This window comes from Leisingera sp. NJS204, assembly GCF_004123675.1.
Classification (GTDB): domain Bacteria; phylum Pseudomonadota; class Alphaproteobacteria; order Rhodobacterales; family Rhodobacteraceae; genus Leisingera.
In genome coordinates, this window is sequence record NZ_CP035417.1 from 280,536 (window position 1) to 305,109 (window position 24,574).

General features: G+C 59.5%; 20 protein-coding genes and 5 pseudogenes. 14 read left to right on the plus strand and 11 right to left on the minus strand.

Annotated elements, in window-relative coordinates; genetic code table 11:
* Window positions 1–181 precede the first annotated feature (181 nt).
* Window positions 182–397: pseudogene (locus ETW24_RS01460) on the plus strand (integrase); the annotation flags it as partial.
* Window positions 396–884 carry an AMP-binding enzyme gene (locus ETW24_RS01465; protein WP_254695673.1) on the plus strand — a complete coding sequence of 163 codons (489 nt, stop codon included), beginning with the start codon at window positions 396–398 and terminating at the stop codon, window positions 882–884. The pseudogene ETW24_RS01460 and the gene ETW24_RS01465, both read left to right, overlap by 2 nt.
* A 38-nt stretch (window positions 885–922) precedes the next feature.
* Here ETW24_RS01465 and ETW24_RS01470 read toward each other — a convergent pair.
* A pseudogene (locus ETW24_RS01470) lies at window positions 923–1,962 on the minus strand (IS481 family transposase).
* On the opposite strand from ETW24_RS01470, the gene ETW24_RS01475 reads away from it, so the two are divergent.
* The 5 genes from ETW24_RS01475 (at window position 1,930) to ETW24_RS01495 (ending at window position 8,100) form a co-directional block, all read left to right on the plus strand.
* Complete coding sequence (locus ETW24_RS01475; RefSeq protein ID WP_254695674.1) at window positions 1,930–2,787, plus strand: dimethylsulfonioproprionate lyase family protein; 858 nt, start codon at window positions 1,930–1,932, stop codon at window positions 2,785–2,787. The pseudogene ETW24_RS01470 and the gene ETW24_RS01475 overlap by 33 nt on opposite strands.
* Window positions 2,788–2,855: 68 nt before the next feature.
* The gene (locus ETW24_RS01480) at window positions 2,856–4,919 is read left to right on the plus strand and encodes a 3-hydroxyacyl-CoA dehydrogenase NAD-binding domain-containing protein (RefSeq protein ID WP_254695675.1); all 2,064 of its coding nucleotides are present in this window, start codon (window positions 2,856–2,858) and stop codon (window positions 4,917–4,919) included.
* Window positions 4,916–6,100, plus strand: coding sequence for an acetyl-CoA C-acyltransferase (locus ETW24_RS01485; protein WP_129369439.1), 1,185 nt, complete (start codon window positions 4,916–4,918; stop codon window positions 6,098–6,100). The genes ETW24_RS01480 and ETW24_RS01485 overlap by 4 nt, the downstream gene beginning before the upstream one ends.
* A 733-nt stretch (window positions 6,101–6,833) precedes the next feature.
* Window positions 6,834–7,463, plus strand: a complete 630-nt coding sequence (locus ETW24_RS01490) for a sigma-70 family RNA polymerase sigma factor (RefSeq protein ID WP_129369440.1) — start codon at window positions 6,834–6,836, stop codon at window positions 7,461–7,463.
* Between the two features lies 1 nt (window position 7,464).
* Window positions 7,465–8,100: a ChrR family anti-sigma-E factor gene (locus ETW24_RS01495; protein ID WP_129369441.1), complete on the plus strand. Its 636-nt coding sequence runs from the start codon at window positions 7,465–7,467 to the stop codon at window positions 8,098–8,100.
* Window positions 8,101–8,108: 8 nt separating this feature from the next.
* On the opposite strand, the gene ETW24_RS01500 is transcribed toward ETW24_RS01495, so the two are convergent.
* On the minus strand, window positions 8,109–8,834 hold the full coding sequence (locus tag ETW24_RS01500; protein WP_129369442.1) for an SDR family NAD(P)-dependent oxidoreductase: 726 nt from the start codon (window positions 8,832–8,834) through the stop codon (window positions 8,109–8,111).
* Window positions 8,831–9,601, minus strand: coding sequence for a DUF1365 domain-containing protein (locus ETW24_RS01505; protein WP_129369443.1), 771 nt, complete (start codon window positions 9,599–9,601; stop codon window positions 8,831–8,833). The genes ETW24_RS01500 and ETW24_RS01505 overlap by 4 nt, the downstream gene beginning before the upstream one ends.
* Before the next feature lie 118 nt (window positions 9,602–9,719).
* Between ETW24_RS01505 and ETW24_RS01510 the strand changes: the two genes are divergently transcribed.
* From ETW24_RS01510 to ETW24_RS01530, 5 genes are read left to right on the plus strand one after another with little or no spacing between them, the layout of a single operon-like run.
* A complete protein-coding gene (locus tag ETW24_RS01510) occupies window positions 9,720–11,069 on the plus strand; it encodes an NAD(P)/FAD-dependent oxidoreductase (protein ID WP_129369444.1) in 1,350 nt (449 codons plus the stop codon).
* Entirely contained in the window at window positions 11,008–12,165 is a 1,158-nt protein-coding gene (locus tag ETW24_RS01515) for an SAM-dependent methyltransferase (protein ID WP_129369445.1), read from the plus strand. Before ETW24_RS01510 ends, ETW24_RS01515 begins: the two co-directional genes overlap by 62 nt.
* On the plus strand, window positions 12,158–12,649 hold the full coding sequence (locus tag ETW24_RS01520) for a hypothetical protein (protein ID WP_129369446.1): 492 nt from the start codon (window positions 12,158–12,160) through the stop codon (window positions 12,647–12,649). Before ETW24_RS01515 ends, ETW24_RS01520 begins: the two co-directional genes overlap by 8 nt.
* 2 nt (window positions 12,650–12,651) lie before the next feature.
* A complete protein-coding gene (locus tag ETW24_RS01525; protein WP_129372805.1) occupies window positions 12,652–13,878 on the plus strand; it encodes an MFS transporter in 1,227 nt (408 codons plus the stop codon).
* Window positions 13,875–14,423, plus strand: coding sequence for a DUF3833 family protein (locus ETW24_RS01530; protein ID WP_129369447.1), 549 nt, complete (start codon window positions 13,875–13,877; stop codon window positions 14,421–14,423). The genes ETW24_RS01525 and ETW24_RS01530 overlap by 4 nt, the downstream gene beginning before the upstream one ends.
* Window positions 14,424–14,622: 199 nt before the next feature.
* Here ETW24_RS01530 and ETW24_RS01535 read toward each other — a convergent pair.
* A pseudogene (locus ETW24_RS01535) lies at window positions 14,623–15,812 on the minus strand (IS3 family transposase).
* A gap of 84 nt (window positions 15,813–15,896) precedes the next feature.
* Window positions 15,897–16,055 (minus strand): annotated as a pseudogene (locus tag ETW24_RS01540) (transposase); the annotation flags it as partial.
* A 57-nt stretch (window positions 16,056–16,112) separates the two neighbouring features.
* Here ETW24_RS01540 and ETW24_RS01545 point away from each other — a divergent pair.
* Window positions 16,113–16,337, plus strand: a pseudogene (locus tag ETW24_RS01545) (IS481 family transposase); the annotation flags it as partial.
* Here ETW24_RS01545 and ETW24_RS01550 read toward each other — a convergent pair.
* From ETW24_RS01550 to ETW24_RS01575, 6 genes are all read right to left on the minus strand, one after another.
* Window positions 16,324–17,523, minus strand: coding sequence for an aromatic ring-hydroxylating oxygenase subunit alpha (locus ETW24_RS01550; protein WP_129369448.1), 1,200 nt, complete (start codon window positions 17,521–17,523; stop codon window positions 16,324–16,326). The pseudogene ETW24_RS01545 and the gene ETW24_RS01550 overlap by 14 nt on opposite strands.
* Window positions 17,523–19,598, minus strand: coding sequence for an FAD-dependent oxidoreductase (locus ETW24_RS01555; protein WP_129369449.1), 2,076 nt, complete (start codon window positions 19,596–19,598; stop codon window positions 17,523–17,525). The genes ETW24_RS01550 and ETW24_RS01555 overlap by 1 nt, the downstream gene beginning before the upstream one ends.
* An 85-nt stretch (window positions 19,599–19,683) precedes the next feature.
* Window positions 19,684–20,742 (minus strand): ABC transporter substrate-binding protein, encoded by a 1,059-nt coding sequence (locus ETW24_RS01560; RefSeq protein WP_129369450.1) that lies wholly within the window; start codon window positions 20,740–20,742, stop codon window positions 19,684–19,686.
* Window positions 20,743–20,761: 19 nt separating this feature from the next.
* Window positions 20,762–21,862, minus strand: coding sequence for an ABC transporter ATP-binding protein (locus ETW24_RS01565; RefSeq protein ID WP_129369451.1), 1,101 nt, complete (start codon window positions 21,860–21,862; stop codon window positions 20,762–20,764).
* A 14-nt stretch (window positions 21,863–21,876) separates the two neighbouring features.
* On the minus strand, window positions 21,877–22,668 hold the full coding sequence (locus tag ETW24_RS01570; RefSeq protein WP_129369452.1) for an ABC transporter permease: 792 nt from the start codon (window positions 22,666–22,668) through the stop codon (window positions 21,877–21,879).
* A complete protein-coding gene (locus ETW24_RS01575) occupies window positions 22,665–23,528 on the minus strand; it encodes an ABC transporter permease (protein WP_129369453.1) in 864 nt (287 codons plus the stop codon). Before ETW24_RS01575 ends, ETW24_RS01570 begins: the two co-directional genes overlap by 4 nt.
* Before the next feature lie 243 nt (window positions 23,529–23,771).
* Here ETW24_RS01575 and ETW24_RS01580 point away from each other — a divergent pair, with 243 nt between their 5' ends.
* Entirely contained in the window at window positions 23,772–24,419 is a 648-nt protein-coding gene (locus ETW24_RS01580) for a TetR family transcriptional regulator C-terminal domain-containing protein (protein WP_129369454.1), read from the plus strand.
* Window positions 24,420–24,574: the final 155 nt, after the last annotated feature.

Sequence of the window (24,574 nt, forward strand, 5' to 3'; positions counted from 1 at the left end):
GCGGACGTTCATCCAGGCACGGGCAATACCTTCGAAGCTTCGCTCTCGGCCCGAGAATTCCCCATTTCATCGCTCGGTTGACCTAACCGCAATTCGCCGCGCTGCCGAAATAGCATGTTAGAATTATGCACCAACGTCGGGTTGGTGTGGTGGAAGGGCGTGGCGGATCGGAGAGCCTATCATGCCCATTGCCAATTTACCCGCCATTCGCGCGTGCCGCCCAGCCTGGAACAAGGGGCGCGTTGTCGGTCAGAAGCGGCCGCTCCTGCCAAAACACGTCTGGGCCATTCGCGTCCGTTTGGAGATCGCCCGGAACCACAGGGATCTTGCCCTGTTCAACCTGGCCATCGACAGCAAGCTGCGTGGCTGTGATCTGGTGAAACTGAGGGTCGCGGATGACCCAGGGTTATTACGGTAACGAGCAAGCCTCTGACGAACTGTGGGCTGGCGGGTATCTGCACACCGGGGATGTTGGCTATATCCGTGAGGATGGATCGTTGCAGATCACTGACCGGCTCAAGGATGTGATCAAAACCGGCGGCGAATGGATTTCGTCACTGGCATTGGAAAACATAGCCTCCGCTTGTTCCGGCGTCGAAGACGTGGCCGCGATTGGCCTGCCACATGCCAAGTGGGGCGAAAGGCCGGTGCTGGTTGCTCAGCTTGCAAAGAATGCCGAACCGGATCAGGTGCGCCGAGTCATCCTGGAAGAATTCCAGTCGCGCGCTGACATGGGGGACCTGTCGAAGTGGGCGGTGCCAGACCGAATATTCTTTATCGACCGGCTTCCCAGGACCAGTGTTGGCAAGCTCGACAAGAAGCTCTTACGGCAAGAGATTTCTACAGGCACGGATGTGAAATCATGTGTAGTGGTTCCGATGTGATCTGACAGTTGGCCGTTTTTCCGGCGGCGTCTGTCAGGTCAAGTTTGGTTCAGGAACTTTTCCTTCCAGATTTCTTTGCCCTCGATCATGGTCTGAAACGGCGTTCTGCCGCAACACATTTTGCCCTGATGAGTGCGCTCGTGGTTGTAGTGGTGCAGCCATTCGTCCAGATCGGCCTGCAAGGCTTCGATGCTGTCGTAGAGCTTCTTGCGGAACGCGACCTGATAAAACTCCTGCAACACCGTCTTGTGAAACCGTTCGCAGATGCCATTGGTCTGCGGTGATTTCACCTTGGTTTTGGTGTGGTCGATATCGTTGATCGCCAGGAAGAGCTGGAAATCGTGTTTGTCGACGCGCCCGCAGTATTCCGTCCCGCGACTGTCATGATCCGCAGCACCGGCAGGTCGTGCTCGTCATGGAATGGCAGCACTCGGTCATTGAGCAGGTCGGCTGCGGTGATCGGTGTTTTGGTGGTGTAGAGCTTGGCATGCGCCACCTTGCAATAGGTGTCCACGTAAGTCTGCTGATAGACCCGCCCGACGCCCTTGAGGGTGCCGACATAAAACGTGTCCTGTGATCCCAGATAGCCGGGATGGGCTGTTTCCACCTCGCCGCAGGCTTCATCGTCGAGCTTCTTCTTCTCCAGCGCCTGCACCTGGGCCTCGGTCAGGATCATGCCGTCCTCGGCCACCTTGGCTTCCAACGCCCTCAGCCGGGCCTTGAAGTTCGCCAGATCGTGCCGCAGCCAGATCGACCGGACACCCGAGGGTGAGACGAAGACACCCAGCTTACGCAACTCGTTCGAAGTGCGGGCCTGACCGTAGGCCGGGAAATCAGTGGCGGATTTGATGACGGCCTGCTCGGTCGCGTCGTCCACCCGGTTTGCCAGATTGGGCTTGCGCCGGGTGCGCTCAAACAGCGCTTCCACGCCGCCTTCTTCAACGGCTGACTTGTAGCGATAGAAAGTATCCCGGCTATAGCCCATCACCTGACAGGCTTTCGAGACATTCCCCAGTTCCTCGGCCAGATTCAGCAGGCCGGTTTTGTGTTTGATGATCTTGTCGGTAGTATTCAACATCGTGGTTTCCTCGTTTCGATGGTTTGGTTGGCACCACCATCAAAACGGACAACCATCTCCCTTCAAGGGAACCACCGCCCCCAATCCAATTTGAAAAAATGGGGGCGGTGTCAGATCACATCGAGACTAATTCAAATCATGACAGACAAGCAGCACCGTATTCAGGCCCTCATCCGAGCCATTGTCGCGTATTTGGAGACCCACCGCAGCGATGCGCCCGGTGTTGATCTGACGCTGGACAAGCTTGCAGCCATGGATCTTTCCTGCAGGCGGCAGCGTGATGTCCCTCCCCAGGGAACCCGTCATGATCAGATGCTGATTCAAGCCATCGCCGGCATCACCGAGCCCAAACTGCTTGAAATCGCAAAATGCCTGTCTGCGGCTAAGGATGACCTGGTCTGGCGCGAGGACAACGCGCAGTTCTATCCGCCCGGCGCCGACCTGGGGGAGGGGTATATTAAGTGCAACCTGCATTCCTTGCTGATTGGCGCCGATGCCTGCGGGCATCACCATCCTGACTTCAGCCTGGGTATCTTTATGCTGGGTCCGCGGACGTTGTACCGCGACCATAACCACGACGCGCCTGAGCTTTATCTGAACCTGTCCGAGAGATCCGGCTGGCGGTTCAGATCCGGCGAATGGCAGGACTATGCTGCCGGGTCGCTTATCTGGAACGCCGCAGGCGAGCCCCATGCCACCCGGGTTTATGATCTGCCGTTCATCTCGGTCTTTGTCTGGCTTGAGAACGTGAGTTCGCGCTGCAATGTCATCCCCTTCAACGACTGGGCCGAGATCGAACAAGGTCTTGCCCAAAAGTCCATCTGAGGTCTCCCAAAATGTTTTCTATAGAACGCAGCGGCAGCGTTGCAGTCATCGAGCTGAACGCCCCACCAGTGAACGCACTTGGCCTGAAGATGCGGCAAGCGCTCTCTTCGGCCGTTCATGAGTTGGAAGCTGACGAGCAGGTCAAAGCTATTGTTTTATGTTCGGCATTGCCGCTTTTTTGCGGCGGCGCTGACATCGCCGAGTTCCGTACAGGGGCGGTCTGGGACAAACCGGATCTGCCAGACCTGTGCGTAACAATTGAAACCAGCAGGAAACCTGTTGTCGCGGCTATTGCAGGCCCTGCGATGGGGGGCGCACTGGAGATCGCACTTGCCTGTGACTACCGTGTTGCCGCGCCGGAGGCATTGATGGGCCTGCCCGAAATCAAACTGGGGCTGCTGCCCGGTGCAGGTGGGACTCAACGACTGCCACGGGTTGCCGGGCTGGAAGTGGCGACACGGATGATCCTTTCCGGTGACCCTGTGAAAGGCGATTTTGCTCTGTCCTGCGTGCTGGTCGACGCACTTTTCGAGAGCGGCCAGGATTTTCGCGCACATGCTATAGAGTTCGCCACCAGGATTGCGCGTGAGGGGGATCCGAAGCGCAGTTGCGCGGATATGACCGTCGCACACCCTGATCCGAAGGGTTTTCTCGCGGGTTTCCGGACCGAGATCGCGCCAAGGTCCAAAAACCTTGTCGCCCCTGAACGATGCCTAAAATCGCTTCAGGCCGCCTGCGAATTGCCGCTGGCCCAGGGGCTTGCACAGGAAAAGGCAGGATTTGCCGAATTGCTCGGCACACCTCAATCGCGCGCGGGCCGCCATCTGTTCTTTGCAGAGCGTGAATGCACCAAGGTTCCCGGCGTTTCACGCGGGCAGCTGCCACGTGACATTGCATCGGTCGCCGTGATCGGCGCGGGAACAATGGGGCGCGGCATCGCCATCGCCTTTCTTCAGGCGGGGTATCCGGTCACACTTTTGGAAACTACACAAGGGGCGCTGGAACAGGGGCTGGATCAGGTTTCAAAGCACTTCCAGCGTGCAGCTGACAAGGGACGGTTCAGTCCCGATCAGGCAGAGGCTTTTGCATCCAACGCCACAGGGACGCTCAGCTATGCAGACCTCGCAGATGCCGACCTGATCATCGAAGCAGCGTTTGAAAGCATGAATGTCAAACGCCAGATTTTCGAAGCGTTAGACCGGCACGCAAAACCTGGCGCGATACTGGCCTCAAACACATCGACGTTGGATCTTGATGAAATAGCCGCGGTCACGTCCCGTCCGGAGGATGCGATTGGTCTCCATTTCTTCAGCCCGGCCAATGTCATGCGCTTGCTGGAAGTGGTGCGCGGCGCCAAGACCGCACCCGATGTCATTGCGACGGCAATCACAGTCGCAAAGAAGATTCGAAAGCTCCCTGTCACGGTGGGCGTTTGCTACGGCTTTGTCGGGAACCGGATGCTGGAGCCATACTTCCGCGAAGGGTCCCGGCTGCTGCTTGAGGGGGCGGCGCCGAAACAGGTAGATGACGTCCTTGAAGGTTTCGGCATGGCCATGGGCATTCATGCGATGGCAGATCTGGCTGGGATCGATGTGGGCGCCCGCGTGCGTCAGGAGCGGCGAAGTGAAATTGCGCATGATCCGGCATACCAGGCAGTCCAGGACAGGCTTTTTGAATTGGGACGACTGGGTCAGAAGACCGGGCGAGGCAGCTATATCTACGAGGGCCGGACACGGGTTGAAGATCCCGAGGTTGTTCAAATCAGCAAAGAGCTGGCCACACGGCATGGTGTAGCGCACCGACAAATCGACGATCAGGAAATCCTTGAGCGGTGTCTGTATCCCTTGATCAACGAGGGCTTTCTGATCCTTGAAGAAGGCATGGCAACGCGCCCTGGGGACTGCGACCTGATCTGGGTCAACGGCTATGGCTTTCCCGACTGGCGCGGCGGCCCAATGCACTATGCCGATGAAGTCGGATTGCCCCGCATTCTGGACCGCATGAACCACTACCGGCAATCGCTGGGCGCCTATGGCGAGATGTGGTTCACACCCGCGCCTTTGCTGGAGGAACTCGCAAACACGGGCGTGACACTTGCAGAGCACTTTGAGGCCAAAAAGGGAACATCATGAGAGAAGCCGTTATCGTCTCTACCGCACGAACCCCTATTGGGGTTGCCTTCAAGGGTGCGCTGAACAACATCAAATCCCCAACCATGATGGGGCACGCCATTCAGCACGCGGTTGAACGTGCAGGAGTGGACCCCGGATTGATCGAAGATGTTGTGATCGGATCGGTCCTGACTGCCGGAACAGGAGGGCTGAATGTCGGCCGCTTATCCGCGCTGGCGGCTGGACTTCCTGTCACTGTGTCAGGTCAGACGATAGACAGGCAATGTTCATCGGGATTAATGGCCATTGCGACGGCCGCAAAACAGATCATCGTGGATCGGCAGAACGTTGCGGTTGCAGGCGGGCAGGAGAATATTTCCGCGGTGCAGAATGCCTATCTGAAGTGGGCAGGTGATGAGAAGGACCCAAGCGTTACCGCCCAGTGCGAACATGCCTATATGCCGATGCTGATGACGGCTGAGAATGTGGCCCGGGTATATGGGATAAGCCGCGACGCTCAGGATGAATACGCAGCACTTTCGCAAAAGCGGACTGCACGGGCACAAGCCGCTGGCGCCTTTGACGACGAGATTGTCCCGATCACCGCCACCAAGCGGGTCAGGAACCGCGAAACCGGGGAGGAGACCCTGGAAGAGGTGACTTTGTCCAAGGATGAAGGCAACCGGCCAGGCACGACAGCCGAAACACTTGGCCGATTGAATCCTGTTTTGGAAAGGGGCGTCATCACAGCCGGCAATGCAAGCCAGCTTTCCGACGGGGCCTCGGCCTGTGTCCTGATGGAACGGAAAATTGCTGACCAGCATGGCCTTACACCCCTTGGCATCTATCGCGGCATGGCAGTCGCAGGCAATGCACCGGAAGAGATGGGGATCGGCCCAATCCATGCCATACCGAAATTGCTAAAGAATGCAGGTCTCGGTATCGATGACATCGGGCTTTGGGAGTTGAACGAGGCATTCGCTTGCCAGGCGCTCTATTGCCGCGACCATCTTGGCATTGATCCCGAGCTCTACAACGTGAACGGCGGTGCTATATCGATTGGCCACCCCTACGGCATGACAGGCGCGAGACTAGTCGGGCATGCTTTGCTTGAGGGCAAGCGTCGTGGCGAAAAATACGTGGTTACGTCCATGTGTGTCGGCGGAGGCATGGGGGCCGCAGCGTTGTTCGAAGTCACCTGACGCCACTGAAGTAAAATTAAGCGGAGCGTTATCTGACCGAGACATCGACGACCTGTCATCTGCGACGGTCGCCTTCCGCAGAAGACACGTTCCATCTCGGACGCAATGTGCAAATAGCAGTCATTTGAGAACTCGCAGCGAAAGTCTGAAAAGTCCCGCACTGTGTGAATTCACCGGGTTCAGAAGCTCGCTGTCGCAGCGAACGGCAGAAACGACGGGCTGCGCCGCAGCGAAAATCCTCGGTCGGTTGCGTCAAACGGCCGAGTTTGCAAAGGGCGCTTCCTGCGCTCCGCTACCCCCGGTGCATCCCGCAGCATCACATGAGGCGCTTTAGCCCTGCCGAGGGTCCGCTTCCGGGAATTTGGCCTCAGACCTTCGCACCTGCGGCGAAACCAGCGCCGGGCCTAGCACGACCGGCAGCTTAGGGCTGCCTGGCGTCGTCTGGCGGAAGCGTCCTGGCGAAGTTTCGCTGCAACCCTGCCGCCGCATCGCCGCAAGTCGGCAGAGAGCCCCCAACCGCTACTGCCTTGAACGTCACAGTTTGCTGCCGCAGCATGTCGACCAACGACATCACGTCAATCTGTCTCTGGTTTCGCCATTTGTCAACATGACCTAGTTTTTGGCGAGAAGAAGGGCAGTGCTGACCAACCCCAAAAGACTTACTGCGGGCTGTTAAGGAACTAATTGTGCTGTCGGGCATGATCCAAGTTTCTAAAGTGACCGTATCCACGTTATGGTGACAATAAATTTGCACAGTCCACCCGGCAGAAAAAAACTGCGCAGGGAATCCCCAAGGGGCACAGCAGCAGTGTCAAACGGCAAGGCCCATTCTGAGCTGACAATCTGGCTGCTAGCGGTTCGCGACCAGCGGGACCGTGCTGCCTTTGCTGCGCTGTTTGACCATTTGGCACCGCGGTTGAAAGGATTTGTCATTCGCTCCGGCGCCAGCTCCGCGCTGGCTGAGGAAATCGTGCAGGATGTCATGCTCACCATCTGGCGCAAGGCGGCGCAGTTTGATCCGCATAAGGCACAGGCCTCGGCCTGGATTTATCAGATCACGCGTAACCGCCATATCGATATTGTTCGTAAGGAACACCGTCCGGTTCCGGATGAGCTGGGCGCGGACCCAGGATTGGAACCGGATGCCAGCCAGATGCTTGGCCTGGAGCAAGAAGCAGAGCGGTTGAAGCTGGCAATCCAGAAGTTGCAGCCGGATCAGAAAGAGATGATCGAAAAAGCCTATATCGGCGAGCTGACCCATCAGGAGATCAGCAGCCAGACCGGCCTGCGGCTTGGAACCGTTAAATCGCGCATTCGCCTCGGATTGGAGCGGCTGCGCAAAGAACTAAAAGGATTGCGCTGAAATGCCTGCAATCACCCATCATATCCCCGACGCAATCATCGCGGCCTACGCAGCCGGCAGTCTGCCACATGCTTTTTCCATGGTGGTGGCCAGCCACTTGTCCTATTGCCGCGATTGTCAGGCAGCGCTTGGCGCGCATCAAAGCGCTGGCGGCGTCTTGCTGGAAACCACGAAAGGTGAAGAGCTGTCGCCTGGAATGAAGGCCCGCGTTATGGCGAAGCTGGATGAGCCTGCATTGCCGGAGCCGGTCTATGATGCCAGTGGGATTTACCCTGGTCCTGTGATGCAGGCCTTGAAGGGCGGCACCCCGCGCTGGCGGACCCTGGGCATGGGCGTAAAGCAGAACATCCTGTACGAAGGAAACGGCGGTTCAGCCCGGCTGCTCTATATTCCGGCAGGTCAGGCGGTGCCTGACCACACTCACAATGGCTTGGAACTGACGCTGGTGCTGCAAGGGAGTTTCAGCGACGAGACAGGTAGGTTTGGTGTTGGCGATGTTGAGATCGGCGATGAGGATCTGGAGCATACTCCGGTGGCAGATGCTGGCGCCGCCTGTGTCTGTCTTGCTGCCACAGATGCCCCGTTGCGGTTCAATGCATTCATGCCGCGCTTGCTGCAACCGTTGTTCAGAATCTAAGACGAGCCTTATTTGCTGCGGTAAACCAGCCAGTCAGGCAGCAGGTGCAGCAGCTTGATCGCCCAAGAAAACGGGCGCGGGAAATCTGTCCGGAAGCGGCGAGATTGCAGCGCTGCCACAACATGCCCCGCCGCCAGCTCCGGGGGCATGATCTGCGGCATGGCAAAGCTATTCTTGTCTGTCAGTCGGGTCTTGATAAATCCCGGGTTTATGATGCGGACCGTTACGCCGGACCCTGTTAGGTCATGCCGCATAGTTTCAGCCAGGCTGATCAGCGCAGCCTTGCTGGCGCCATAGCCGATGGCGGCAGGCAGGCCTCGGTATCCGGCCAGCGAGCCGATCAATGCGATGTCGCCGCGGCCCGCTTTGACGAAATCCGGCAAGACTTGCCCCAAAACCCTGACAGCACCGTTGTAGTTCACGTCGCTCATCTTCAGGGCGGCGCCTGTGTCCCAATCCTGAGTGCGCATCGGTTCATAGGCGCCGGCGTTGTAGATGACCATATCCACTGTGCCTGCCAGCCGTGCAACCTGGGCGACCGACCCCATATCCGTTACATCCATTGGCAGCGGTTTTGCCTGGGTCAGCTCACGGGCCAGATCTTGCAGGGCAGCTGCTGAACGGGCTGACAGGACCAGCCGGGCGCCCTCTCGGTCCAACTGCCGCGCGATCTCACGCCCCAGCCCGTGGCTTGCGCCCACCAGCCAGACGGTCTTGCCATGAAAGCTGTTCATGCCTTGCGTCCAGAATAGGTAGAGCTGTCGGATATGAGCGGTTCCGGCGGTGCTGATTTTCTCAGAAACGGCGCCCGTTTGGCCCAGAGTTTCAGCGCCTGCCAATAGATCAGGGCCACCACTCGCAGCGCACCAAAGGGCCTGCGCAGCGCGGCTCCAGCCAGTGAGATTGTGGAGGCCGGGCGGCGCAACCCGTTCAGCGTTGCCAGCACGCCCTGTTCGCCGTTCCTGTAGGAAATCCGGATATTGAAGGCGTGGTCCGTCATCCCGAAGTGGAACTGGTAGCTGCCGGCGACCTGCTGAAATGGAGACACATGCATCAGCTTTTCAGCCTCGATCACCTCATCCTGGCGGATAGGCCGATAATCCGGGTGCGCTGCAAAGTAACAATGGCGATGGCCGAAGGTGTTGTTTACTTCAGCAATGAAGGCTCTTGGCGTTCCGTCCCTGACAGCGATCCAGAAGCTTACCGGGTTAAAGTGGAACCACAGAAAGCTCGGCTGGGTCAGTAGCAACAGTTGTGCATCTTCAACTGGAAAGCTGCGCTGCTGCAATTGATCTCGGAACCAGGCAACTCCGCTGCCTGCCCCGCGCGGGCCGCCATGGTGGCGGTCAAAGATAGAAAACAGATTGAACCGATTGCGTGACAGCAAGGGCGGTGCTCCTTCGGTCAAATCGGTCAGAATATAGTCCACTCCGTACCGAAACGCATTTTTTAGGCCACCGCTGCGGGCGTGATAGGTCTGGGCGGGCACATGCTCAATCATTCTTCTTCTACGCCTGCGGAACCACTTCGGATCACATCACAAGAAAAAACCTTGCCGCAGTGATCCGCCCCCCTTTGAGAGCCGTAACATGCTCAAACAACAGGAAGGAAAGCTGCATATGCTGGATCAGACGCAGGGGCCGCGGCGCAGGATCGCGATTGTCGGAGGCGGCATCTCCGGCCTGTCCGCAGCCTACTTCCTATCAGCCAATCACGACATCACACTGTTTGAGGCCGCCCCCCGTCTTGGCGGCCATGCCCGCACGGTTCTGGCAGGCAGGAACGGGGACCAGCCGGTCGACACCGGCTTTATCGTGTTCAACTATGCAACCTACCCTTATCTCACCAAACTGTTCCGCGAACTGGACGTGCCAGTGATGAAAAGCGAAATGAGTTTTTGCGCCAGCATCGACAATGGCAGGCTGGAATACGGGCTGAATAGTCTGCGCATGCTCACTGCGCAGAAAAGCAACCTACTCCGGCCCCAGTTCCATAAAATGATTGCTGACATCATTCGCTTTGGCAAACAGGCCGAGGCAGCAGCGGTAAGTGATGACAAGACCATAGGCGAACTGGTGGATGAGCTGGCCCTTGGGCAATGGTTCCGCGACAATTACCTGATGCCGATGTGTGGAGCGATCTGGTCCACGCCGGTCAGCGATGTAGATGCCTTCCCGGCGAAGTCACTGGTGCAGTTTTTTCGCAACCACGCGTTGCTTGCCGGAACTGGCAAGCATCAGTGGTGGACGGTCAAAGGTGGCAGCATTGAATACGTCCGCCGTTTGGAGGCCGCGCTGATTGCCCGCGGATGCCAGATTCGGACCGGGACACCCGTTCACAAAGCAACACGTAATGACGCTGGTGTTACACTGCAGATGGATGGGCAGGAGGGGGGCACCTTTGACGAGGTGATTTTTGCCTGCCACTCGGATCAGGCGCTGGCCATACTGGGCGCCGATGCAACGCCTGCTGAGGCCGCCGCACTCGGCGCAATCCGGTATCAACCGAACAAGGCAGTGCTGCATTGCGATGAGGGGCAGATGCCGCGACGGCGCACTTGCTGGTCAAGCTGGGCTTACCGCAGCCAGGATGGCAGCGTCGGGGTGACCTATTGGATGAACCGGTTGCAGAACATTCCCGAGAGCGATCCGCTCTTCGTAACGCTGAACCCGTCTCAGCCCATTCCAGCAAGCAAAATCTATGACGAGACAGAGTTTGCCCACCCGGTTTTCGACAAGGCCGCGCTGCGGGCGCAGCGTGAGCTCCGGGCCATGCAAGGCCAGAACCGCACTTGGTTTGCCGGCGCCTACAACCGGCACGGTTTTCACGAAGACGGCATCGCCAGCGCCATGCGGATTGTCCGCATGATGAATTCCCCCGCCGCACACCCATCCAAAGGAGCAGAACATGGCATTCACAGACAAAGCCCTGCAGGCACAATTCCTCTCAGCTTGCGCGCGTCTGCGTGAAGGGCGCCTGACACTGCGCACACCGGACGGAGCGCGCTATGAATTCGGCGACCGGGGGGCAGCGGCGGAAATGCAGATCCATGATTGGGCCGCGGTCTCTGCCATGGCGGCGCATGGCCAGGTCGGCCTGGGCGAGGCATATGTGCAGGGCCTTTGGGACACGCCGTCGGTCGAAGGGGTGATGCAGCTGGCCATGCAGAACCGGGACCATCTTGGCAGTTATGACCAGGCCAACCCGCTGAACCGGGCAAAGTTCCGCATCGTCGACACGCTGCTGCGCGCGAACTCCAAACGCGGTGCTCGCAGGAACATCCGCGCGCATTATGACGTCGGCAACGAATTCTATCAGCTTTGGCTCGACGACGGCATGACCTATTCCTCCGGCCTGTTTGGTGACGGGTGCGGCGACCTTGCCAAGGCGCAGACCCGCAAGAACGACCGTATATTGTCACGGCTGGGAACCAGTGAACGGGTGCTGGAAATCGGCTGCGGCTGGGGCGGGTTTGCCGAACAGGCCAGTGCTGAAGGCCGTGACGTGACCGGTGTCACCATTTCCCGCAACCAGCACAGCTATGCCGAAAGCCGTCTGGACGGGCGCGCTGATATTCAGCTGCGCGATTACCGCGACATCGAAGGGAAATACGATAACATCGTCTCGATCGAGATGATCGAGGCAGTCGGTGAGCGCTACTGGCCCAACTATTTTGCCAAGCTCAAAAGCAATCTGGCCGAGGGTGGCCGGGTGCTGTTGCAGGCCATCACCGTGCAGGACGATTTCTTTCAGACCTACCGCAGCTCCTCGGACTACATCCGCCAGTATGTATTTCCAGGCGGTATGCTGCTGTCAGATCAGGTGATCACGCAGCAGGCAGACGCTGCGGGGCTGCAGGTCAGGGAAAGTTTTGCGTTCGGTCAGGACTACGGCAAGACCTGCCGCATCTGGGCGCAGCGCCTTGCGGATCAGAAACGCCGCATTACGGAATTGGGCTATGGCGAGGCCTTTTTCCGTAATTGGCAGTATTACCTTGAGATTTGCGCAGCATCTTTTGCCGTCGGCCACACCAATGTGGTGCAAGTGGAGTTGGCACATGCTTAGGCCGGTCATCCTGCTTTGCCTGCTGGCACTGCCGGCAGCCGGGGCCGCCAGTCAGCTTCAAGCCCTGCTGCCGGGCGCCAAGGAGCGCGGCGCCGCGACTTTCCGCCTGCTGGGCCTGCCGGTTTATCAGGCTCGGCTGTTCACCAGTGATGCCGCCCCGCTGGACTGGTCGCAGGACTTTGGCATCGAACTGACCTATCAGCGCAGTATCAGCCAGGCGGATCTGACCGGGGCCACCCTGCGTGAAATGCGCCGAATGGGCAATCCGCCACCACCGGAAGCCAAGCTTGCCGCCTGTTTTCAAAATGTTGCGCCCGGCGACCGTTATCTGGCCGTCAGCCGGGGCCCCGACCGGGTCGATTTTCTGCGCAACGGCCGCACTACATGCAGCTTGCGACACCCGCAAATCAAACGGCATTTCATGTCGATTTTCTTAGGCGCAAAATCCCGTTCTGCCAGCTTCACGCGCAGCCTCCTGGGATGACAATGCTTTACCCGCGTGTCAGCCTTTATGCGATGATGCTCGCCTCGGCAGGTATTCCGCTGTACATTCACCTGCCGCAATTTGCGTCGGTGGAACTGGGGATTGGATTGGGCACTCTCGGTGTGATCCTTCTGTCCATCCGCCTGATAGATCTGGTTCAAGATCCGCTGATCGGCTGGATGGCCGATCGTTGGCCGCAGGCCCAGCTTAGGTTTGCGATGCTCGCGGCCGGCGGACTGGCGATCGGCTTTCCCCTGCTGTTTTCGTTGACCCCGGGGCCACAAGCCACAATCCAGCTGGTTCTGACCCTGATCGTTCTGTTCACTGCCTACAGTCTTGGCATGATCCTGCTCTATGGCCGCAGCGCTACGCTGGCCAAACAGCCCGGGCCCCATGAGCTGCTCACGCTGGCGGCCTACCGCGAGGCCGGATTGCTGGCAGGCGTTATCTTCGCCGCAATCGCGCCGGCCGCTCTGGCGGCCTTTGGGGCAGCGGGCCAGGGGTATGGTGCCTTTGGCATGGCCCTAGGTCTGTTTGCGCTGCTGACCGGGTTGCTGACCCGCCCGATCTGGACCCGCCCGGCATACGTCGGCCAGCGTTTGTCCATCCGGTCGCTGGCCAACGCCGGGGCTTTCAGACTGCTGATCCTGGCGGTGCTGAACAGCCTGCCTGTTGCGCTGACGTCCACTTTGTTCCTGTTTTTTTCCGGGGACCGGCTGCAGCTTGCGGAATATGCCGGGGGGCTGCTTGTGCTGTTCTTCCTGTGCGCAGGTCTCAGCGTGCCGCTGTGGACGTTCATCAGTCAGCGGACCAGCCCCAAGCAAACCCTGTTGATTGCGATGCCGATGGCAATCGCAAGCTTTGCCGGCGCGGCCTTTCTCGATGCTGGAGACCTGGCGGGATTTGCCCTGATCTGTGCGGCCTCCGGGGCAGCGCTTGGTGCAGACATGGTGCTGCTGCCTGCCATGTTCAGCATTGTCTTAACCAAGGCAAACCTCAATGCAGCCGCCGCTTTCGGCATCTGGTCTTTTGCTGGCAAGCTGGCGTTGGCCTTGGCTGCAGCCTTGGCCCTGCCGCTGCTGGAACATCAGGGATTCCGTCCCGGCGGCCCGAATGACGCCCAAGCGCTGGGGGCCCTGACCCTGGCCTATGCGGTGCTGCCCTGTGTGCTGAAAACCGTTGCTTTTGCTTTTGTCCTAACGCTTCCATCGGAGAAACCCGCGCCATGAAACTGCTTACAGTCCTGCTGCTGATCGCGCTTGTTGCGATGATCGCAAAAACCTACTTGCTGAGTTTCCGGTTCCAGTCGCCGCAAGACTATGCCGGGACAGGCCCGGAGTTCATCCTGAACAAGCACCTGTCCGGCGAGATCCTCTCTGAAGGGCTGATCTTTGGCCCCGATGGCAAGATGGCCAACAGTTTTACTGCAAGGATGGTCGGAGAATGGGAAGGCAACACCGGCACTTTGACCGAGCAGTTCACCTATTCGAACGGCGTGACGCAAAGCCGGAAGTGGTATCTGACGCTTGGCCCGGACAACACATTTACTGCCACAGCCGATGATCTGGTGGGAGAAGGACAAGGCGTTGTTTCCGGTAGCACAGTGCGGCTAAGCTATACGATCAGACTGCCCCAAAGCGCAGGAGGCCATGTGCTGCGGGCAACGGACTGGATGTATCTGACTGAAAGTGGCGTCATCATCAACAAGTCAGAAATGCGTAAGTTCGGCTTGAAAGCAGCTGAACTTGTCGCGACATTGCGGCCAGCGCCATGAGATAAGCGTTTGGGTATAGCTTTTGCGGCAATCACCAACTGAGCTCTGAGCGCCGGTGCCCAGTTTTCGGATTGGGAAAACTGCCGTCGAAATCTCGAGTTACTTACTTCGCCCCATTAGCAGTTCTACACTAGTCGCCGGGAGAGATTCCTGCGTATTCTGAGCTACTCCCCAATGTTTGGACAGGTTTTGACGTAGGTTAAGCTACTCTCTGCTCCTGCTGATCGGTTTGGGTTTCTTCTTTTCTCAGCCAATAGACCACGGCTGGGGGTTTGCCGCCAAGGGCGGAGTGTGGGCGTTTCGGTTGTAGAAATCGATCCATTTCCCAACGCCCGCCTTCGCCTCTGATCCGGTCTCCCAGGCGTGCAGGCAGACGCATTCGTATTTCAACGACCGCCAGAGCCGCTCGACGAAGATGTTATCGAGGAAGCGCCCCTTGCCATCCATCCGCTGCCCGGCAGCGCATGTGTGCATGCGCGAGCGGGGAGATCCGCACGCCGGATCGGCGCAATCTGCTCGTCCAGGCAAAAGATGTGAACTGGCTGCCCTGATCCGTATTCATGATTTCCGGCGGGCCAAACCTGGCGATGGCCTCGTTCAGTGCCTCGACGCAGAAGTCTGCTTCCAGCGTGTTCGAAAGGCGCCAGGCCAGCACCTTTCGGGTGTGCCAATCCATGATCGCCGCCAGATACAGAAAGCCCCTGCGCATTGGCAGATACGTGATGTCGGCACACCACACCTGATTGGGACGCTCCAGGCGTAGACCACGCAACAGATAGGGATAGGTCTTGTGCCCTTTCGCTGCTTTGCTGGTGTTTGGTTTCTGATAGATCGGCATCAAGCCCATCAGCCGCATCAAGCGTCGGATGCGCTTCTCGTTCACAAGGTGCCCGTCGTTTCGGAGGTGCCAAGTCATCTGGCGGACACCAAAGAACGGCGTTTCCAGGAACTGTTCATCGATCCGGCGCATCAACATCAGGTTCATCGCCGTCTCGCCCTTGGGCGTGTAGTAAAACGACGACCGCGAGATCGACAGCAGCTTGCACTGCTTGCCAATCGACAGGTTGGCATTGGCAGGCTCAACCATCTTGCGCCTCACTTGCCGGTCCACGGCTTGAGCTTTCGTGACAAAAAATCGTTGGCGACAGCCAGCTCCCCGATCTTCGCGTGCAGTTCTTTGACCTGCTCCTCGTCGATCTCTGGGGACTTCTTTCCGCCGCGTTCAAACACGCCGGACGCGCCTTCCAGCAGAGCGCGTTTCCAGCTGTGGATCATCGTGGGATGGACGCCGAATTGGCTGGCAAGCTCAGCCGCAGTTCGCTCACCCTTCAAAGCCTCAAGCGCGGCTTTCGCCTTGAACTCGGGCGAGTGGTTCTTCCGTTTCGACATCTCTGATCTCCTCTTCGTCGAAGACCAGAAGACAACAAATCATAGCTTACGTCAGTGTCCGAAATTCAGGGGGTAGCTCACTACGCCCATTCCGCCATACTGCTTGCGCCAGCGGTAATAGGTCTGTTCAACAACGCCGATCTGCCTGATCGCATCAAGACGGGACATTCCTTGACCCATCAGAACTTCAGCCTGCCGTAACTTCGAGACAATCTCTTCCGGCTTGGGTCGCTTGTTTGCCATTCTCGGTCTTCCGTTTCCTAAACATAGCGCTGGACCAGTTCAGTTGGGGAGGCTCACTATTACGACAGCCATGATCAGCTGCGCACTCACCTCGCCGGCTTCATGGATGCATACAACTTCGCTCGCAGGCTGAAGACGCTCAGCGGCCTCACACCCTGCGAATACACCTGCAAGGTCTGGACTGCAGAGCCAGATCGTTTCATTCTAATTCCGATCCACCAGATGCCGGGACTGAACACCTGGACACAGTTGCTAGGGTGTAAGGCGTTCAGATCATGCTGAAATAGCTTCGGTAGAAGCCGGGCAGACTCCATTCCATTTCCGACAGCGGGCCGGGAATGAAACGGTGCGAATTCACCCCTTCCTGATTGTGGCGGATAATCTTTTCGTCATCGAGCGAAGTCACATGCCAGAGCCAGGAAAGCGCCTCCTTGTCGTAGTCGCGCCCCTCTTCCGCACCGCCGCGCACATACCAGGCGATTTGTATGTCGGTCTCCTGCAGAGAGCGCGGCACAAAGCGGTAGCCGACAAAGTGGTCGGCGTAGATCAGGAAATAGTTGAGCGTGCCGACCGCAAGGTCGGTGGCGCCGCCGTCATGGCCGCTGAGCTTGCCCAGCGGAGGCGCCAGCGGCGCGCCATCCCTGCTGCCGGTCTGATAGCCGGGAAACAGCGGGTAGCGGCGCCAGTAGACGTCCGCGCCCGAGGCCAGGGCATTGGGGCCGGTGAGGTCCAGTTCTTCGGTCGGCAGGCCGATGGAGGCTGAGCGTTCGCGCAGGGCTTCGCCATGTTTTACTACATCCGCCGGGTCTTTCAGCGAATGGCTGCGCGAATATTCCTGATGCGAGGGCGCGCAATGGTAGCACTCCAGATAGTTCTCCAGCGCCAGCTTCCAGTTGGCGGGCACCGGATAGGAGGCTTCGTGCGCAAGCGTCAGATTTTCCAGCTGCATCGGGGCGGACAGCGGTGCCAGTTTGTCCAGGCTGTCCTGCAGTGCCGGCGGGTTTTCGTCGGCGCAGACAAAGATCAGCCCTTGGAAAATCTGCACCTGCACCGGGAACAGCCCGTATTCGCCGGGGTCGAAATCCGGCCCCATGGCACGGCCGCCACGCAGTTTTCCGTCCAGACCGAAAGTCCAGGCGTGATAGGGACAGGAGAAAACCCGGGCTGTGCCCTGTTTCTCCAGGCACACGCGGGATCCGCGATGGCGGCAGACATTCAGATGGGCGCGGACATCGCCGCTTCGGTCGCGCACCACGATGATGGATTCCGGGCCGTAGTCGAACAGGAAATAGTCGCCCGGCTCTGCGATCTGGCTGACATGGCCGGCCCAGATCCAGTTGCGGTTCCAGAACGCCTTGATGTCGTGGTCATAAACCGCCTGAGAGGTATAGAAATGCCGCTCAAGCGCAAATCCGGGCTGATGGGTTTCAATCAGGTCACGCATCACTTGCAGGTCATCTTTGGGCATTATACGCCTCCCATATCGTTGAGTGAGATAAGTTCGCGGCGGAACCATTCAGCATCGGCTGCCGCCGGGTCGCGTTCAAAGTTGCGTGCCGCCAAATGGCCGGCAAAGACCGCATCGGCAATCAGGCCGGGCGAGGCGGCGTCGCCGATCAGTTCCAGCGTGGTGAACCGGTGCCCGTAGTCTGCGCGCAGGGTATCAAAAAGCGCCGTATCGCGCTGGCGTGACGTCACCATCAGAAGGCTGGCGCAGCTGATTTGCCGGATGCGGCCGGTGTAGGCACAGGCGAGTGCCGCGCCGGTGGCATCCGCCGATTGGAGCAGGTGCAGCGGCACGATCTCGACGCCTGCCTGCAACAGGCTGGTTTGCACCCGGGCCTGCTCCAGCGTCAGGTCGGTAAAGACTGAAGCCACAGCGCCGGGCGTGGCCAGGATCACCTTGCGGCCCGCGGCGGCCAGGTGGTCGGCCAGCACCCCGCCCAGATACCCCTGGTCGTCATCATAGAGCAGCACCGGCCCGCTGTCCGGCGGCAGTTCACCAGCCATGATGTCATCCGGTGTGAAACAGGGCATATCCTGCACCGGCAACGGCGCCAGCGAAGAGCGCCCGCGTCCGTCGCGGTGCCACTGGCTTCCGGTTGCGAGGAAGACATTGGGAATGCCGAGATCCGCCACCTCTTCGGCGGTCATCGGGCTGTCTGTGAACATCTGGACATTGGCCCGCTGCTGCAGCTGCCACAGACGGTTGTCCGCGACCCGTTTCCAAGCTGCCAGCCCTTTGAGGCGGCTTTCGCGCAGCGCCCGCCCGCCAAACTCCTCCCCGGCTTCGGCAAGGGTCACGTCATAGCCGCGTTTGGCCAGCTGCATCGCGCATTCCAGCCCGGCGGGTCCGGAACCGACCACCAGCGCGTGCTCCTCATGGCCCTTTGATGCGATCACCTCAGGGTGCCATCCGCGCCGCCATTCCTCGCCCATGGTCGGGTTCTGGGTGCAGCGGATCGGCACCCCGAGCATATCAGCAGAAACGCAAATATTACAGCCGATGCATTCGCGGATTTCCTCAATCCTGCCTTCTTCAATTTTCTTAGGCAGGAACGGATCGGCAATCGAGGGCCGGGCCGCGCCAATGAGATCAAGCACCCCCGTTTTGACCAGCGAGGCCATCAGATCCGGCGAGGTGAAACGGCCGACACCGACGACGGGTTTGGAAGTCACCTGTTTGACGAATTCGATGTAAGGAACCTGAAACCCGTCCTGCGGCTGGAACCGGGTGGTCTGGCTGTCATTGCTCCAGTCCGAGACATTCACATCCCAAAGGTCGGGCAGATCGGCCAGCAATTCCACCACGGCGCGGCCTTCCTCCTTCGCCTGCATCCCGTCCGGTCCGGCCATCTGGTCCACGCCAAAGCGGAAGGCCACCGCGCAATGGCCGTCAAGCTCCTCGCGGGTTTCCTCCAGCAGTTCGCGGGTAAGGCGCAGCCGGTTTTCCAGGCTGCCGCCGTATTCATCGCTGCGGTTGTTGTACTGCGGCAGCAGAAAATGCTGCGGCAGGGTCATCTGGTGGCCGGCGTAGATATAGACAATATCGAAACCCGCCTCCTTGGCCCGCCGCGCGGCGGCCCGGTGCCAGCGGCGCAGGTCGCGGATGTCGGATTTGTCCATCGCACGAGCCTGTTTCGGGAATGGTGTGTCGATCGGCATGTCCGACGGGCCAAGCACCGGCGCGCGGGTCAAATGGTTGGTGGCATGATGGCCGTTATGGGCGAGCTGGATCGCCGCAAGCGCACCTTTGTCATGCACACCTTCCGTCATCAGCCGGAGGGCGGGGATGTCATGCTCATCCCAAAGCCGGTTTTCCGCATACGGCCCAAGGTCCGAGGTCGGATGAATTTCCGTCTCCTGGGTGGAGACGACGGCCCAGCCGCCTTCGGCCTTCATGGTGCGCATCGCGGCCTCTGCCTGGGGGCGCACATGGCCCATCCCGTTGCAATGGGGCACCTGATAAAATCGGTTCCGTGCGGTGACGGGGCCGATTTTCACCGGCTCGAAGAGAATGGAGTACCCATGAGCGCCTGACATGGCCGCGCATCCTTTGTGTCGTGAGTGATTGCAGAAAGAGTCGGAGGCCGGAAAAGGCGGGCGTCAGCGCCCGCCGCGCGCGGGCTCAGAACCCGGCCTTGATGCGCTCGAATTCCTTCAGCATGCGGCCTTCAAGCGCGGGGGTGACGGCGTCGAAGAACAGGCTGCCCTCGAAGAACTTGTCGACATCAGCAAAGCCGTAGGTTTCGATTAGCTCCTGATCGGCGGATTTGAAGGCATCGGCATTGGCATGCGCGTAGCCCCAGCTCTCAATGATGTATTTGCCGCTGGCCTCGGCGCTCAGCGCATTCAGCATGTCATAGACCTGCTCGTCGCTTTGGGTCGAGGAGGTCAGATGCACATAACCGCAGACCCAGGTGGCGATGCCTTTGTCCACGTCGCGCATCATCTTTGCAGGGGTTTCGTTCCAGATCAGGTTCAGCTCAGACTGGTTCCAGCCCCAGCCCATGGTCACCTCGCCCGAGGCAAGGGCCTGATCCAGCTGGCCCGCATCGGACCAGTAGAAACGCACATTCGGGTGGATCGCGCGCAGGAAGTCCGAGGCTTTCTGGAACTCCTCATCCGACATATCGGTATAGCTTGAGGCGCCGGTTGCCAGCGCCGCCATTGCATAGGCCGAGGAGGCCGCATCGGGAATGGCGATCTTGCCCTGATGGGCCGGATCACCCAGCAATTGCAACGAGACGTCCGCAGCATTGATCTGGTCGGTGCGGTAGATCAGCCCGGTGTTGCCCCACTCAAATGGCACCATATAGGTGTTGCCGTCGATGGTGACGCCGTCCACATCCTTGATCTGCGGCAGCAGCTTGTCCCAGTTGCTGATTTTCGAGGTGTCGATCGGTTTCAGAAGCCCCGCTGCCACCCATTTGCGCAAGCCGTCGGTGCAGGGATGGGCAAGATCTGCGGCAAAGCCCGATTGCAGCTTGGTAAAGGCCTCTTCGACGCTGCCGAAATAAGTGTAGCTGGGGGCGCCGCCGTATTTGGCGACATAATCGCCGTAGAAGCCCTGATCCTCATAGCCTGACCAGTCAAAGACCGACAGGCTGGCGGCATCTGCGGATGCGATACCTGCCGAGGCGGTCAAAGCCGTGGCAGCGGCCAGTACCGTTTTGAAATGTTTCATTGTCTTCCTCCCATTATTCTCATGACTCGCGGGCGCCGAGGTCGATGACCGAGGCGTTCTGCACCCCCAGCCAGACCGGATCGCCCTGCTTGTGATCAACCGTGTGAAAATAGTTCGGCACCGACACCGCAATGGGCTGCTGCAACCCGTCAGTGGTGACGTGGTAATGCACGTTCTCGCCGTAAAACGCGGCATTGGTGACGGTGCCCTGCAGGTAGCCGTCGTAGCCATCCGGCCGTTGCGCCGAAATCTCCAGCTGTTCGGGACGGATCCCCGCCAGCAGTTGCGGCCCGCGCCGCGCCACATTGGGGTTCACGTCGATGGTGAGCGGCCCGAAGCCCTGCACCTGGGCTTTCAGCTTGCCGTCCGCCTCACCTGTCACGGCCGCGTCGAGGAAGTTCATGCCACCGATGAAGGCCGCCACTTCCCGGCTTGCGGGGCGGGCATAAAGCACCTCGGGTTTGTCGACCTGTTTAAGCTGGCCCTGGAACATCACGCCGATGCGGTCGGACATGGTCATCGCCTCATATTGGTCATGGGTGACCATGACAAAGGTGATGCCAAGCTTCTGCTGCAGGCGGCGCATTTCGAATTGCATCGCCTCGCGCAGATTTTTATCGAGCGCCGACAGCGGCTCGTCCAGCAGCAGCACCTTGGGCCGCATCACCAGCGCGCGGGCCAGGGCAACCCGCTGGCGCTGGCCGCCCGACAGCTCATCTGCCTTGCGCGCCTGCAGCCCGCCCAGCTCTACCATCTCCAGCGCCTCGGCCACGCGTGCGCTGATCTCGGCCTTCTTAAGTTTCAGCTTGCGTAGCCCAAAGGCGACATTGTCGCCGACATTCAGATGCGGGAAGATCGCGTAAGACTGGAACACCATATTTGTGGGGCGCTTGTTGGCAGGGATCTCCGCCATCTCCTGGCCGCTGATGCGGATGGTGCCGGCGTCATGATCCTGAAAACCGGCAATCATCCTGAGCGCTGTTGTCTTGCCGCAGCCGGAGGGGCCAAGGAGCGAGAAAAATTCGCCCTCCTTCAGTTCGAGGTTCAGATCGCGCACCGCCACAAAGGTGCCAAATCGCTTTTCCACCCCGGAGATTTCGATGATGTTCTGGCTGGTCATCTTCTGTCCTTCATTCAGGCGGATTTGGTGGAGCGGCGGCGGAAATATTCGGCGGTTAGCAACAACAGCACCGAGGCCAGCAGCAGCAAGGAGCCTAGCGCCAGCGTGTTCGGCAGCTTCGCCGGAAAGCGGATTTGGCTCCAGATGTAGACCGGCAGGGTGGGCTGGTTGCCGGACAGGAAGAAGGCCAGCACAAATTCGTCAAACGACACGGTGAACGTGACTAGCAGGCTGGCGACAATGCCCGGCGCCACGATCGGCAGGGTCACCCGGCGGAAGGTACCGATGACGCTTTCGCCCAGATCAAAGGCGGCTTCCTCCAACGATAGGTCAAAGTCGTCAAAGGCGGATTTCATGATTGATACGGCAAACGGCAGCGCAACAAAGACATGGCCGAGGATCACCGTGGTCAGCGACGGCCGCAGCCCCAGCGAGATGAACAGCACCAGCATCGACGACGCCACGATGATGCCGGGGATGACCAAGGGCAGCATCACAAGCCCTTCGGAGACCTCGCGCCCCGTGAAGCGGTAGCGCACATAGGCGCGGGCCGCAAACAGCCCCAGCGAGGTGGCCGCCAGTGCGGTCACCACGCCGACGATCAGCGAGTTCGCCATCGCCTGTAAGAGCGTGTCCTGCGCGCCCAGCTGGGCATACCATTTCAGGGTAAAACCCTTCATCGGGAAGGCGACGATGGTGCCGTCGTTGAAGGAGAACAGCGGCAGCAGCAGCACCGGCAGGTAGAGAAAGATCAGGTAGCCGACCGCATAGGCCAGCAGCCAGGGGAAACGGAGTGACTTGCTCAACGGATTCTCCTCCCCAAGACGGTGGCCAGGATAACGAACAGGATGGCGACAAAGCCGACCGAGGCCATCGCCACCAGCGACAGCGTCGCGCCCAGCGGCCAGTTGTTGGCGGGGCCGAACTGCACCTGGATGAGGTTCGCCACCATCTTGCCCTGCGAGCCGCCGACCAGCGACGGGGTGACGTAGTCGCCCACTGTGGGAATGAAGATGATCAGGCTGCCGGCGATGATGCCGGGCACCGACAGTGGCAGGGTGACCCGGAAGAACCGTTCCAGCTTGGAGCACCCGAGATCGGTGGCGGCCTCCAGCAGTGCCCGGTCGATCTTCTGCAGCGACACATAGATCGGCAGGATCGCAAACGGCGCCCAGGCATGGGCCAGGGTCAGCACCACCGCGAATTCATTGTAGAGAAGAAAGGTCAGCGGTTCATTGATCAGCCCCATTGAGAGCAGCGCGGAATTCATCACCCCGTTGAACCCGAGGATCAGCTTCCAGCTGAACACCCGCAGCAGGTAGCTTGACCAGAACGGGATGGTGATCAGCAAGAGCCAGAGGGTTTTCTTGCGGGTGCGGTAGGCGATGAAATATGCAATCGGATAGGCCAGCGCCACCGTCGCCATGGTCACCGCCCCGGCAATCAGGATCGAGCGCAGCATCAGATGCCGCACCAGCGGATCGGTGGCGGCCTCGGTGTAATTGGCCCAGGTCAGCGTCTTGTCGATGTCGACATAGGACTGGGTCCAGAAGCTGTAGGCCACCAGAATGCCCAGCGGCGCAGCTACCAGAAGCCCCACATATAGCGACGCAGGGGCGCTCAATGCATAACCCTTGCCTGCTTCGGTTCTGAGAAATCCGGCCATGTCACTCCAGTGTCTGATATGCGGGTCCGGCGTCGCCCATAAAAATGGACAATCGTCCATCAAATCTGACGGCTGGAAGGGCCCTCTGTCAACAGGGTTTCCAAAAAAATGTACAAACGTCCATTTATGGTGGAGAAATTCCTTTGGTGTGCCTAGACTGGCAAAATACACCTGCCTGCTGCATAGGTTCGCGCCATGTATCAGGCGGGCCAGATTCGGCAGGGATCAAAAATTCGGGATCAAATGACCGGGAAAAGGGAACAGAACCGCGAGCAGAACCGCCAAGCCCTGATCGGCGCCGTGCTGGATTCAGTGGCAGAGAAGGGCATATCCGAAACCTCTGTCAGTGAGATCATCCAGCGCGCCGGCCTGTCGCGCGGCATGATCCACCTGCATTTCGGCGGCAAGGACAACCTGGTTCACGCTGCCGCGCATCATTCCTCGGAAGAATATTATGACGAGCTGGAGGCTCTCTTGCAGACCGCTGGCGAGAGCCCGCAGGAGCGGATCGAGATGATCGTGCGCGGCGACCTTAGCGAACGGGTGCTGAACCGGCGCAATGTCAGCATCTGGTATGCCTTCCGCGGCGAGGCCCGGAACCGCAAAGCCGTCGCCGAGTACTCCGACACCCGCGACGGGAGGCTGCGGGGCATGATCCACAGCGCATTTTCCCGAATCGTTTGCGAATCCGGCACCCCGGCCCCTTTCGAGGCCGCCCGTGATGCCACCCACGGCACCCTGGCATTGCTGGAGGGCATGTGGACCGACTTCTTGCTGCACCCTGACCGCTTCGACCGGGAAGAGGCATCGCGGATCATATTCCGCTTCCTGGCGGCCATGTTCCCGGCGCATTTTTCGCTGAAGGGTGCTGTGCGCCCGTTGAAAGTATAGGCACCTCGGCGCGGTTACAAATTACAGCCGCGCCGCACATCAGGGCAAGCCCTGCGTCAGCGGCCCCGATCTCACCCTGGATGCAGCGGCTTGAGACCATCCATCGTCGGGCCGGGATTATCGGCGAATTCGGTTCAGATTATTTGAGTCTGTAA